Origin of the sequence: Paenibacillus amylolyticus, assembly GCF_051136285.1 — a bacterium.
In the GTDB taxonomy this organism is placed as follows: domain Bacteria; phylum Bacillota; class Bacilli; order Paenibacillales; family Paenibacillaceae; genus Paenibacillus; species Paenibacillus amylolyticus_F.
In genome coordinates this window covers 2,317,787-2,331,950 of sequence record NZ_CP194938.1, presented here as the reverse complement: position 1 = coordinate 2,331,950, position 14,164 = coordinate 2,317,787, and the positions used below count along the sequence as shown (strand labels likewise).

The window sequence follows — 14,164 nt, the reverse complement described above, 5'->3', positions numbered from 1 at the left end:
AAGGTGGTGAAACCATGGAACGATGGGATACCCTATGGAAATGGGGAATTGCGCTGATGAGCAGCTCGGCATCCTACTTCTTTGGAGGTTGGTCAGGAGTGCTCGGCGTACTGCTAGTCTTTGTCATTCTCGATTACCTAACAGGTATCGCAGCAGCAGGAATGACAGGCAAGCTTGAAAGTAATGTCGGACTGTTTGGAATCGCACGAAAGGTATTTATATTTGCAATGGTATCGGTGGCTCATCTGGTGGACGGTGTTCTGGGAGATGGACATTTGTTCAGGGATGCGGTCGCCTTTTTTTATATCGCGAATGAATTGCTGTCTATTATTGAAAATGGGGGCAAGCTGGGCGCTCCGATTCCACCAGTCATTCGGCAGGCGATTCAAGTGCTTAAAGGAAAGGCGGGGGAAGATACAGTATCCAATCCCTTGTCATATAATTCACCCTCGCAGGCTGATAACAAAAGTGGAAGTGATCGCCCGTCAGAAAATGAACAGTCCAACGAAAAATCCGCAGATCAAGAGAATTCAGATTTTAAGAAAAGCAGTTAAAGTGTCTCAGCTGGAACGATCTGAATTAGTTCGATTTAATTTAGAACGGCTTAGTTTGCTACTCAAACACTATGTTAAGAACAAACAGGAGACGAAATGGCTAAGCAGCGCAGCAATGAGAAAAGCGCCCGTTATGGGTGCTTTCTTTAATTTTAGGCATCACTCTCATGCATCTTTAAGCCTGGATACGCTGTGATCTCATACCATTTACGCTACATACTAGGGCACAGATTACTTTTTAAGTTTGATAATAAGGTTGTAGTCGTATTTGAGCTGTTCCCAATAAGAGTTTTTTTCAGAAGACTGCTCGATATTCTGAGTCATATAACGGACAACAAGGGATACGCACACAAGCAACTCTTAACCCCTCCGCATTAACTATATACAAAAGGCAATTTGCCGCATAAAGGGTGTGAGAATTTTGCAAAATAGAACCTCGGGCAACACGCAGGGCATTGATGTCTCCAGGTACCAGGGCAACATCGACTGGGCCAAGGTGAAGGCAAGCGGCATGACGTTTGTGTTTATCAAAGCAACCGAAGGGCGGACCTATATCGATCCGAATTTTCAGAAAAATGTAACTGGTGCGCTGGCTGCGGGCATGATGGTCGGAACCTATCATTTCTTCCGCGGAACGTCTGTCGAGATTGCGAAGGCGGAAGCAGCGCATTATGCCAATACGCTGGATAAAATCGGGGGAGCCAAAGCCCTACAGTTGCCACCGGTTATGGATTACGAGAACAATCCTGGCAATCTGAGCAGAGCACAGATGAATACGGTGGCCAAAGCCTTTTTAACAGAAATCCAACGTCTGACAGGTGTGAAACCGATCCTATATACAGGCAACTCGTTTGCTGCCAATTTCGATACTTCTCTGAGTTCCTATGATCTATGGGTCGCGCGATACAGCAATACACGTGTACCTGAGGATCATCCGGCGTGGAAGAACTGGACGTTCTGGCAATATACGGATTCGGGTAAGGTTAATGGCATCAGCGGCAACGTGGATATGAATGAATTCGAGGGAACAGCAGCTCAGCTTAGAGCGAGATATGCAGCGGCTGCTCCCAACCCCAATCCAAATCCTACGAACCCAACAGAGCCAAATAATCCGCCTAATCCCAGCAACCCGTCGAACCCGACCACACCTTCGAACCCATCAAACCCGAATCCACCAACTGTACCACCGAAAGGGGGCGAACCGATGACAGCCGAAGAGAAAGCCGCATTTGATGCGCTCAAAGCACAGGTTGACCGTTTGCAGGCACGTCAGCAGATGGAAGTGCCCGTCTGGGCGAAAGCTGCTGTAGATGCCGCACTGGCCTATGACAGCAAAAATCCGCTGTTTAGTATTGATAACGGAGCGAGCTATGATTTTTATCGTTTTATTACCGTAATGCACCGTAGAGGGTTGTTTAAAAAGTAATTTAATCAGCCGGCTTTAGAATAGAACAGATCTGATTGTGTGGAGAAAAAAAGCAAGGAACATGGGCGATTATTGTCGAGCTGTGTTCCTTTTTTGTATATAATGTCATCATTGCTGACGCGTTTAATAAAGTTGAAGACGTATGTATGTAAATCCCTTGTCTAATTGGTAAATCTGATGTAAAGTGAGTTACACGAAAATGTTTTTCACCACGATTTAATACATAAACCTCCTCATCATGACAAAATCATAACATGGAAAGTTATCGTAGCGTCTTTCTGTTCTATTCTTTCTTTTTCTACTCGTGATTCTACCTGTCAGCCTGACACCTCATGAAAAATACTGAACCAACAACCCATGTCTAATGTGTATGATTCATGCTTTTATTAGTATCTGATATAGCTGCCAGCTCTTCATAGTTATAGTCCAGTCCTTATCACAGATGCATCCGTATGCGGCTATCTCGACATGTCTTTTTAAATGGACATATTTCTTTTACCCCGCCAAGAGTGATTGCTGGTGCTTATTGACCTTGGTTCAAATAAATTGTTCATCCTGTAATGACATGATATAGGCTCCAACGCTGAGAATCCGTGTTGTTCTTTTGTCTGTTCACTACACGATCTCACTCCATTACTAAACCAGTCTCAAAACTTCTCAAAACTCAATGTAGGTATCAGAGGCATATAAAGCCTTTAATAGATGATACAAGAATTTAAAGAATTACAACTAGGGATTATCTGATGACTAGCTATTTGTTGAACGATTCATTTACACAAAAACGGAGAGGACAGAAAAAACTGGAGAAGCGAAGTTAAAAGCTTTCTGCAAGAAAGCTACATCGGAAGAATAAGCTTCGCCTTTATCACCGGATTTCATCTGAGGACAAAGAGAATCAAAGAAATCTGGGGATAACAGCGATTGAAAGTTGTTCTGTCATCGGAGTGCCTGTGTAAATCGATTTTAGTTCAAATGAAGTAGCATCAGCACCACCACCACATCATCGCACACACGGCCAGAGGTACCGTTTTTCGGCGCAAGTATCACACACATTATGAGATAGGGAAGGGTGTTGTACGTATGCGAATGAGAAAAAAATGGATGTCCGGTTTACTAACTTTGGCACTGAGTACCGTGCTTGTGTTATCTGGTTGCTCCAGCAACAAGGAAGGCGGGGAAGGTACGCCGACACCTGCGGAAGGTAATGACCCACCAACAGAGGCAGCTGCCCAGGATACGATGATCATGGGACGCGGCGGAGACTCCGTTGCGCTGGATCCTTCAATTGTGACGGATGGGGAATCGCTCAAGATTGGACATCAGGTATTCGATTCGCTTTTAGATTACAAGGAGGGTGAGACCGAAGTGGTCCCGGCACTGGCTGAGAGCTGGGAAATATCCGCGGACGGGCTGAAGTATGTGTTCAAGCTGAAATCCGGGGTGAAGTTCCATGATGGAACTGACTTTAACGCGGATGCCGTTGTGTTCAATTTCAAACGCTGGAGTGATCCGGCAAGTGAATATAAATTCCAAGGCGATTCCTTCGATTATTACGATTCCATGTTTGGGCCTGAGGACGCGCGTGTGATCAAGGACGTGAAGGCGCTTGATGAAGCGACGGTTGAATTCACCCTGAACCAGCCACAAGCCCCGTTCCTGCAAAATATTGCAATGACCCCGTTTGGCATAGGAAGCCCGGCGGCAATTCAGGAGAAGAAAGAAAACTTCAAGAGTGAGCCTGTAGGTACCGGCCCATTTGTATTCAAAGAGTGGAAGCGGAACGACTCCATCACGCTGGAGAAAAATGCAGCCTATTGGAAGGAAGGTTTACCGAAGCTGAACAAGGTGATCGTGCGCTCCATCCCAGATAACACCGCTCGTTTCAATGCATTGCAAAATGGCGAGATTGATATCATGGAAGACCTGAACCCGGATGATCTGAGCATTCTGGAGAGCAAAAGCGAGCTGCAGAAGATCGAACGTCCACCGTTCAACATCGCGTATATCGGTTTTAATTTTAAGAAAAAGCCATTTGATAACGTGAAAGTCAGACAAGCCCTCAATCATGCCGTGAACAAACAAGCTATCATCGATGCCTTCTTTGCTGGACAGGCGAAGCCTGCGGTGAATCCGATGCCACCAACGCTGTGGGGTTACAATGACGAGATTGAAGATTATGCCTATGATCTGGAAAAGGCAAAAGCGTTACTGGCCGAAGCCGGCTTCCCTGACGGATTGCCTGATCCGGTTACATTTTATGCGATGCCGGTATCCCGTCCGTACATGCCAGATGGCAAGAAGGTAGCAGAGGCGATCCAGGCTGATTTTGAGAAAATTGGTGTCCAAACTACCATCGAATCCCCCGAGTGGGCAACCTATCTGGAAGATTCTAAAGTTGGAGAGAAGGACGATCTCTACATGCTCGGCTGGACAGGAGACAACGGTGATCCGGACAACTTCCTGTATACGCTTTTGGACAAAGACGCCATCCCGAGCAACAATCGTAGTTACTACGTAAACGAGGAACTGCACACATTGCTTACGAAAGCACAGACAGAGACGGTTCAGGACAAACGTGCAGAACTGTACAAACAGGCTCAGGTCATCATCAAGGAAGATGCGCCTTGGATTCCGCTTGTGCACACCACACCGATTCTAGCCGGGAAAGCTAACCTGAAAGGTTTTGTAACGTCTCCGCTGGGAAGCGAGTCGTATGCAAACGTGTATTTTGAATAAATCTTTCGAGTGAATGTAAATTAAACGCAAGTGTTAATACAAAGCTATGCGCTGGCGGACATGCAATGCTTATTAGATTCTACATCCGGGTAGTGACGAGCCAAAGCATACGTGTTCACCAGCGCTATTTCTATTATTTCGCCTAATATGAAATCATGCGGATGAACCCTTTAGGGCAGGTGATCTGGAAGTGAACATTTATATTGTCAAACGTGTACTGGTACTGCTGCCCGTTTTGCTGGGCATGACGTTGATCGTTTTTTCCATCATCCATGCTATACCTGGTGATCCGGCCGAGACGATTCTGGGGCAAAAAGCAACCGAACAATCCAAGCAGGCTCTAAGGGACCAACTTGGACTTGATAAACCTTGGTTTCAGCAATACTTCGCCTATTTGGGCGATTTGTTAAAAGGGGATCTGGGCACATCCATTCGCACGAAGATGCCTATTGCCCAGGAAATTGCTCCTTATCTGACAGCAACGCTTGAACTCACGATGGCAAGTATGTTGTTTGCTGTCAGTATTGGCGTGAATGCAGGGATTGTTAGCGCATGGAAGCACAACTCCTGGTTCGATTACTGTTGTATGGTGGTTGCACTTGTGGGTGTATCGATGCCAATCTTCTGGCTTGGGTTGATGGAACAATGGCTGTTTGCCAACAAACTGCAATGGTTGCCCTCTATTGGGCGCATGAATGCACGTGATCCGGTCGATGCGATTACAGGTTTGTATGTGCTGGACACGATGCTTGCAGGGCGCTGGGATCAGCTATGGACGGTGACAAAACATCTGATTCTGCCAAGTGTGGCGCTGGGCACGATTCCGATGGCTGTTATTGCACGGATGACCCGTTCCAGCATGCTCGAAGTGATGAGTTCAGATTATATTCGTACCGCCAAGGCGAAAGGATTGGGGCCGTTTTTTATCGTATACGGACATGCGCTGAAAAATGCATTTATCCCTGTGTTGACCGTCATCGGGATTCAGACCGGGTCGCTGCTGGGTGGTGCGGTGCTGACCGAAACCATTTTTGCCTGGCCGGGTGTGGGGCGTTATATATATGAGGCTATTAGTTCGCGGGATTATCCTGTGATTCAGAGTGGAATCCTGATCGTGGCTTTCTTTTTCGTGGTCATTAACCTGATTGTAGATCTGCTCTATGCTGTGTTTGATCCGAGGATCAGTTATAAGTAAAGAGTTGAATTTACGGGACGAAGCTCATGTGCAGGCAAACCGCTTGAAGTAAGAAAACGGTACAATACTTAGTTCAACTTATATAAGTTCAGCAAAGGAGAACATTGTATGGCCAAATTGTCGACCAATACCGGACAAACCGTTGACGCTGTGAACGTGAGCAGGTCCGGGCCTTGGCGTGAAGCGTGGAGGACTTTTCGAGGGAATCGGCTTGCTTTGGCAGGTTTGATCATCATTGTTTTTTTCGTCACACTGGCCTTTCTTGCACCTTATGTTGCACCCTATGATTACAAAGAGCAGGTGTTGCAGGATCGGCTTCAATCCCCTTCGGCTGAGCACTGGTTCGGGACGGATGATCTGGGACGGGATATGTTCTCCCGGGTGATTCATGGAGCACGAATCTCGTTGTGGGTTGGTTTTTTCTCGGTCATTGGCTCCATTATTGTTGGAGCGCTGCTGGGACTGGTCGCCGGGTTCTATGGAAAATGGGCTGATATGCTTATATCGCGTCTGTTTGATATTTTGCTGGCGTTTCCGGGCATTCTGCTGGCGATTGCGATTGTTGCCATTCTGGGCCCATCCCTGCAGAATGCGTTGCTCGCCATTGCAATCGTGAATATTCCGACGTATGGACGGCTGGTGCGGTCACGGGTACTTAGCTTACGACAGGAAGAATTTATTACATCGGCTAGGACACTGGGAGCTGGGAACGGGCGCATTTTGTTCCGACACATTTTACCCAATAGTCTTACGCCACTCATTGTACAAGGGACACTCGGGATAGGTACGGCGATCATTGAAGCGGCAGCTCTCGGATTTCTGGGCATGGGTGCACAGCCCCCAGATCCGGAGTGGGGCAAAATGCTGTCGGATTCCCGCCAGTATATTCAAAAAGCGCCGTGGACGCTTATTTTCCCCGGTCTGTCCATCATGCTGACGGTACTCGGTTTCAACCTGATGGGCGATGGGCTGCGTGACACCCTTGATCCAAAGATGGTGAAAAAGTAGAGTAGTTGTTGCGGCACCAACACCAAACGCTCTGCTATTCTGTCGTCTTTCATATCTCATCAGCCGTCCCGAGCTTTCATTCGAGGCGGTTTTTGTTTTTTGTGTTGCTGGAGCGAGTGCGTTACACTGAGATAGGGCAAGGGTTCGACTGACTGCTGTCAAGCAGTGTAGTATCGTGCGCTGGGAACTGGGTGGAGATGAAAGGTTATTCAGACGGAGCTGGAGCATCATTTAGCTAATTTAAATCTATGATTTTGTTAAAATAAGCCTCTTCGTATTGACACCCAATTTTCCCATATGTTATATAAAAAGAAGGGTTTAGCACTCTGGTTATTCGAGTGCTAACAGAGCAACGAATATACACCACTACATATGGAATGGTGCTGTCGAAAATATGGCTATGCTGTGCAACAATTCTTAAACGGAACGTCTATCTTGCAGAGCAGCTTGCCTTTATTTTTCAAACGGATCATTCGATACCCAAATTTGAGAGGAGCATTCCATTCATGGCGATTAAAAAAGAATTTCAGGCGGAATCCAAACGTTTGCTGGATATGATGATTAACTCCATCTACACACAGAAAGAAATTTTCCTCAGAGAGCTGATTTCCAACTCCAGTGACGCCATCGACAAAATATATTACAGAGCATTGACGGACGACACGCTCGTTTTCAACAAAGAGGACTATTATATCAAGCTTACTATTGACAAGGAAAACCGCACACTTACCCTTACCGATACTGGTATTGGTATGACGCAGGAAGAGCTGGAGAACAACCTGGGCGTCATTGCGAAGAGTGGTTCACTGGCGTTCAAAAAAGAAAACGAAGCCAAAGACGGCCATAACATCATCGGCCAATTCGGGGTTGGTTTCTACTCCGCGTTTATGGTGGCGGACAAGCTGACGGTAACGAGTAAAACGCTGGGCAGTAACGAAGCTTGGAAATGGGAATCCGAAGGTGCGGATGGTTATACCATTACACCTGCTGAGAAAGATACGGTGGGTACAGAGATCGTGCTGACGATCAAAGAAAACACCGAAGAAGATTCGTATGATGAGTTTCTGGAAGAGTATCGCCTGAGATCCATCATCAAGAAATACTCCGACTTCATTCGCTACCCGATCAAGATGGATGTGACGAATCACCGTCCGAAGGAAGGTGAGGAGAACGAATTTGAGGAGTACAAGGAAGAACAAACCGTTAACAGCATGGTGCCGATCTGGCGCAAAAATAAAAGTGAATTGACCGAAGAAGACTATACCAACTTCTATATGGAGAAACGGTACGGTTTTGACAAACCGCTCAAACACTTGCACATTAGCGCGGATGGCGCTGTAGTGTACAATGCAATCCTGTTTATCCCGGAGAATACGCCGTTTGACTATTACACCAAAGAGTATGAAAAAGGTCTGGAGCTATACTCCAACGGCGTATTAATCATGGATAAGTGCGGCGATTTGTTGCCGGATTACTTCGGTTTTGTTAAAGGCATGGTGGATTCCGAGGATCTGTCTCTGAACATTTCCCGCGAGATGCTGCAGCATGATCGTCAACTCAGTTTGATTGCGAAGAATATCAAGAACAAAATCAAGAGCCAATTGCAAAGCCTGATGAAAGACGAACGCGAGAACTACGAGAAGTTCTATCAAGCTTTTGGCCGTCAATTGAAATATGGTGTATATAGCGATTATGGTGCTAACAAGGACACGCTACAGGATCTCCTGCTGTTCACATCTTCCAAAGAGAGCAAGCTCGTAAGCCTGGACGAATACGTCTCCAGAATGCCGGAAGATCAGAAGTACATCTATTATGCTGCGGGTGAATCCATCAGCCGGATCGAGAAGCTGCCACAGATCGAGGGGGTATTGGAAAAAGGCTACGAAGTGCTCTACTTCACCGACGATATCGATGAATTCGCGATCAAGATGATCATGAACTACAAGGAAAAAGAATTTAAATCCATCTCCAGCGGTGACCTGGGTATCGAAGATAGTGCCGAAAAAGAAGAAACCGAAGCGCAGGACAATGACAACAAGGAATTGTTCGAAGCGATGCAGGCACAGTTGGAAGGCAAAGTTAAAGCGGTAAAAGCCTCCAAACGTCTTCGCAGCCATCCGGTTTGTTTGTCCACGGAGGGTGAGCTGACGATTGAGATGGAGAAAGTGCTGAAAGCTATGCCGAACAGCGGCGATGTTCAAGCAGATAAAGTGCTGGAAATCAACGTGAACCATGATGTGTTCAAATCATTGAAGGATGCATATGCACAAGATAAAGAAAAATTGAGCTTGTACACCAGCCTGCTGTATCACCAAGCTCTGCTGATTGAAGGTCTGCCGATTCAGGATCCAGTAGAGTTCACGAACGATATTTGCAAAGTGATGGTGTAAGTCTGCTGATATAAGCATAATTTGGAGTTCGACCCGACAGGCCACAATGTGCCTGCCGGGTTTTCTTTTATATGGAGGTTAACATAGCTGTACGGGTAGATCCTATCTATGTGCACATCATGCCCTGCAAAGTAACATACACTTCTGAATTCTATGCACAGATGCTAGTTTTGCAGGGTATAATATATAGAAAGAAGACTGTGCATCATAAGTTGATGTAAGAAGAGGTGACATGACAGACGGATTTTGCTTTTCGAAACCGCAGATGTTGTGTATAATCACTCAAAATAGAGACAGTCGGCTAGGAGTGATCTACATGCAATGGCATGATCTGAGAGAACATAGACAATATCCTGAACTTACAAAGCTGGAGGGCTCTCGTGCAGCATACGAGCGGGACTACTCCAGATTGATTCATTCACCAACCTTCCGGAGACTGCAGGGTAAATCGCAAGTGTTTGGCGCAGGCACGGGGGATTATTATCGGACGCGTCTGACCCATTCCCTTGAAGTGGCACAGATTGCGCGAGAAGCGGCGAGAAGCCTGCTGCGGCATTACCCGGAGGTAGACTGGAGCCAGGCAGAGAATCCGGGCCTGATCATCGACTCGGAAGTCGTAGAATGTGCGGCGATTTCACATGATTTTGGTCATCCTCCTTTTGGACATAAAGGGGAAGAAGTGCTCGATGGCATTTTGGATGATCTGATTAACAGCGAGACTAAGAAAATCATGAAGAAAAGTCGTGCAGCCAAAGTTCCTAAGGCTGAATCCGATGTGCGAGCGGAACTCAAACGGAAATACGAGCATTTTGAAGGGAACGCACATAACTTCCGCCTCATTATGCATCTGGAAAAACGTGAAGATATCGACGGGCTGAACCTGTCGGATGCCGTCTTGCTAGGGATTAACAAGTATCCGTATCCGGGAACGGAAAGCAAGAAAGGCATGTACCAACATGAATGGCAGTACATTCGTGAGATTCGGGAGCGCTGGAACATCCCGGCAGGCAAGAAAACGCTCGAAGCGCAACTGATGGATCTCTGTGATGACATTGCGTATTCCGCACATGATCTGGAGGACGGCATCAAGGCAGGCAAAATCGAAGTGCACGAGCACTTCCTGCAAGACCAGCATGTCAACCGTCTCATCGTGGACAAAGTTACAACACTGGAGGATCTGTTCTGGAAGGGCTGGACAAGAGAGGCGATCTCGGAAAAAGTGGAAGAAGTCCTCGCATCGTTCCTGCGCATCTGGAATGAAAAAATGCCTTTCTGCGAGCATGATTACTCGCGCACTCGTCGTGAAGTGAAGGCCTACTGGGTCAGCCTGTTTGTGGGCAGTCTCGGTGTAATTAATGATGGGGATTGGAAAAAGGTAACCTTCGTCCGTGAAGGCGTAGAAGACCTCGACATGCTGCGCACGGTGAGTGTGCTCAAGAGCTTTGCCTGGGTGACGATGATCCGGGATCTGCGCGTGCAGCGCTTGCAGAAACGTAGTGAGTGGATGATCAAGCGGTTATGGGATGCATTCCTTGATCCGGAAACGTCAAAATCTATTATTCCTTCCGATTGGCTACAGCGTTTTGAGAAGGATCAAGCCAAAGCGCAACCGATCTGGACTTGGGAACATATGGTGATTGATTATATTGCAGGAATGACGGATGCGTTTGCCGAGAAAATTTATAATGAGCTCTACGGCCTGAAGGTTGGTTCGATCTACGATCTCGATTAGAATGTATAGGCAAGAATACGGTGTATCGAAGAGAGAAGCTCTATATCAAACGGAAAGGGCAAGATATCAAAGGAGTTGTGAGGTGTGGCTGCAAACGTAAGTGAAAACTTTGGTGAGAGCGCTGGTGAAGGCACCGAAGTCAGTTCTGGAGAAAATTTCAGTCTGGGTGTGCTGGATCTTGTCCCCAAACTGAATGGTGTAACCGCTGAACAGGCTCTTCAGCAAGCAGTGCTTTTGGCTCAACAAGCTGAAGCATGGGGGTACACACGGTATTGGACGTCGGAGCATCATGATATGGCTGAGCTTGCTTCCGCTTCTCCTGAGGTATTGCTGTCACATATTGGTGCCAAGACGGATACCATTCTGCTTGGGTCGGGAGCCATTTTGCTTCCACATTACAGTCCGCTCAAGGTTGCGGAGTCGTTCCGTCTGTTGGCTACACTCTATCCGGGACGGATCGAGCTGGGATTAGGACGGGCTCCAGGTGGAGGGCCTCATGCCACGATGGCGCTCAGTGGCAATTATTTGCAGCATGTTTCAAATCTTCCGACCAAACTTGCTTCGCTAACCGAGTTGCTGGAAGACCGTTATACGTACGAGGATGTTGCGGTTACAGCTCGTCCAATTCCAGAGACTCCATTATCGCTATGGATGCTGGGCACCAACGTCAAAAGTGCAACGTATGCCGCACAGTATGGAATGGGTTATGTATTCGGTCAATTCATGAGTGATTCGGATGGAGTGGAGGCTGTACAGCGTTATCGGGACGAATTCGTGCCAAGTGCCAGGCTGAAGGAACCTGAAGTGATGGTAGCCGTAAGTGTGATGTGTGCGGCGTCTGACAGGGATGCGTTAATCTGGAGCCAAGAGAAGCAAGAAGGGCGGCATATTATCGGTACACCTGAGAGAGTATGGCAGCAGATTCGGCAGGTAGGACAAAGACTGAATACGAACAGAATACTTGTGGCAACGGCTGGCCCTGATTATGAACGCAGGCTGGAATCCTACCGTTTGCTGGCTGAGACTTCGTTCAAAAGCGCTGAATAGTTTTTTGGAAAAGGGATGGAACTAGAGCAAGTTGAATGTCGAACTTAATTGAACTGAAACTAATTAGTTGTTAGGTGATGTTAGGTTAACTATGAGCTGCCGATCAGAAGGCTTCGGATGATGCAGCTCCTTTTTGGTTCGAAAAATTTCAACAAAAATTTTATGAGTTAAAGCGTTTACTGACAAAAGAATGCTATAATACTTTACGGCTATTATTCAGATATAATAGAGAAGAGTGTACTTTGCAAGGGCCAATAGATAGGTTTAATTGCGAGAAAAGCACTAAATTGTAGATGTGGCGAAAGTTGCCATGAGGGGGAAATCATATGTTCAGCAGATTTAAAATTAAGAGTATCGGTCTGCGTATCAGCATCGCGTTTTACTTGTTAATCCTCTGTTTAATCATTTTAAGCGTGACCATTATTGGCCGAATGAATTCAATTGAGACGAACACCAATGATATTACAGGTAACTGGATGCCTTCCATCCAGAAGATCAACCATCTAAATTATTCAACAGAACATGTATTGTCACTCAGTTATCGTTACTTTGACGCTGAAGCAGCGGACAAGTCCAAACTTAATGAAGCGCGTACGAAATATATTCGTGAAACCGCTCAGACTATTACAATCTACGATAAACAGAACAAGTCAGCAGAAGAGAATGAGCACTGGACATCGTTTAAGAGCAAATGGGAAGCCTATCTCAAATTTAATGCTCAAGCCATTCGAGTCAGTGACGAAGGAGATACCCAGCTTGCCAAAGAAGTAGCTGCCAAAGGCTCAGCTTCCTTTGATCTGATGCAGGTAGATTTGGAGTATCTCGTCAATTACAACCAGAAGCAATCCGATATTTCGGCAGCCCAAACGCTTCGTTCCGTTCAAGATGGCAGGTTGTCTGTGCTTATAGGTGTGCTTGTTATGATTATCATAACTGCTATATTTATTCCGATCATTCGTACACAGGTGGTCAAACCGCTGCTTCGTGTCATCAGTGCTGTTAAATTGATCGCGGAAGGTCAATTGAACGTACAGGATGTACATACCAAGCATGAAGATGAAGTAGGTGCCTTGGCCAAAGCGGTCAATGAGATGAAAGGTAACCTGACTTCCATGGTGGTGAATGTAAGGCGTGTAGCTGAATCGGTGAATCGTCAGAGTAGCGAACTGGCCATCGCTTCGGAAGAAGTCAAGATCGGCAGTCAGCAAATCGCAATCACGATGGAGGAATCGGCTAAGGCAGCTGAGAGTCAGGCTCAGACCGCAGTGGAGTCAGCTCGTACCGTGGAAGAATTGAATGTTCATATTCAACAACATGCGGAGCAGGGGAATCAACTTCGTTCAATGTCCAATCAAGTGCTGGAGCAAGGGCAGAGTGGCCGCAAAGCGATGGAAGAATCCGTGCAACAGATGCAACAGATTGCGAGCGCAGTGTCTTCCTCAATGAGCAAAATGGAGCAGTTGAATCGCAAAAATGAAGACATTTCCAAACTGGTTCTGGTCATTCATGACATCGCTCGTCAAACCAATTTGTTGGCGTTGAATGCTTCGATTGAGGCGGCACGGGCAGGAGAGAGTGGACGCGGTTTTGCCGTTGTTGCATCCGAGGTACGGAAGTTGTCTGAAGCCGTACAGGCATCTGTTGAAGAAATAACGACCATCACGCAAGATATTCAGCAGGATTCTCAGAGAGTAGTTAATGAACTGCGAGTAGGTGTTCAGGAGACAGAGCTTGGGCAGGAGCATGTGCTCACGTCAGGGGAGTTGTTCAGAACCATTAACACATCCGTAGAAAGCATGGTGGAGGTAATCGCCACGATGTCGGAAGGACTTTCAGGGATGGAAGAGAGCAGCGGTTACATGAATGATTTCAGTCAGCAGATTTCTGCAGTGTCTGAACAATCGGCGGCTAGTGTCGAGGAGGTATCTGCTTCTGCAGAGGAACAGGTGAGTTCAATGGAGACCATCAGCAGTAACATTCAAACGTTGAAAGAACTGTCGGACGACCTGCTCATATCGATCGAAAAGTTAAAAGTATGACCCGTTCTTTTTAATGGAAGAAACAGGGTAAAACGAT

General features: G+C 46.6%; 9 protein-coding genes. All 9 read left to right on the top strand.

All coding sequences use genetic code 11. From position 1 onward, the window contains the following. Positions 1–14 precede the first annotated feature (14 nt). The 9 genes from ACR8BL_RS10380 to ACR8BL_RS10340 all read left to right on the top strand — a co-directional run bounded on the left by ACR8BL_RS10380 (position 15) and on the right by ACR8BL_RS10340 (position 14,127). Complete coding sequence (locus ACR8BL_RS10380) at positions 15–554, top strand: phage holin family protein (protein WP_434752538.1); 540 nt, start codon at positions 15–17, stop codon at positions 552–554. Between the two features lie 421 nt (positions 555–975). Beyond that, positions 976–1,980, top strand: a complete 1,005-nt coding sequence (locus ACR8BL_RS10375) for a glycoside hydrolase family 25 protein (RefSeq protein WP_434758349.1) — start codon at positions 976–978, stop codon at positions 1,978–1,980. Positions 1,981–3,066: 1,086 nt separating this feature from the next. Next, the gene (locus ACR8BL_RS10370) at positions 3,067–4,716 is read left to right on the top strand and encodes an ABC transporter substrate-binding protein (protein ID WP_434752537.1); all 1,650 of its coding nucleotides are present in this window, start codon (positions 3,067–3,069) and stop codon (positions 4,714–4,716) included. Between the two features lie 190 nt (positions 4,717–4,906). Next, the gene (locus ACR8BL_RS10365; RefSeq protein WP_434752536.1) at positions 4,907–5,911 is read left to right on the top strand and encodes an ABC transporter permease; all 1,005 of its coding nucleotides are present in this window, start codon (positions 4,907–4,909) and stop codon (positions 5,909–5,911) included. Between the two features lie 108 nt (positions 5,912–6,019). Further along, positions 6,020–6,919: a nickel transporter permease gene (gene nikC, locus ACR8BL_RS10360; RefSeq protein WP_434752535.1), complete on the top strand. Its 900-nt coding sequence runs from the start codon at positions 6,020–6,022 to the stop codon at positions 6,917–6,919. A gap of 506 nt (positions 6,920–7,425) precedes the next feature. After that, complete coding sequence (htpG, locus tag ACR8BL_RS10355) at positions 7,426–9,309, top strand: molecular chaperone HtpG (protein ID WP_434752534.1); 1,884 nt, start codon at positions 7,426–7,428, stop codon at positions 9,307–9,309. Positions 9,310–9,625: 316 nt separating this feature from the next. Beyond that, entirely contained in the window at positions 9,626–11,041 is a 1,416-nt protein-coding gene (locus ACR8BL_RS10350; RefSeq protein ID WP_434752533.1) for a deoxyguanosinetriphosphate triphosphohydrolase family protein, read from the top strand. Between the two features lie 162 nt (positions 11,042–11,203). Then, complete coding sequence (locus ACR8BL_RS10345) at positions 11,204–12,088, top strand: MsnO8 family LLM class oxidoreductase (protein WP_434753073.1); 885 nt, start codon at positions 11,204–11,206, stop codon at positions 12,086–12,088. A 326-nt stretch (positions 12,089–12,414) separates the two neighbouring features. Beyond that, entirely contained in the window at positions 12,415–14,127 is a 1,713-nt protein-coding gene (locus tag ACR8BL_RS10340) for a HAMP domain-containing methyl-accepting chemotaxis protein (RefSeq protein WP_434752532.1), read from the top strand. Positions 14,128–14,164: the final 37 nt, after the last annotated feature.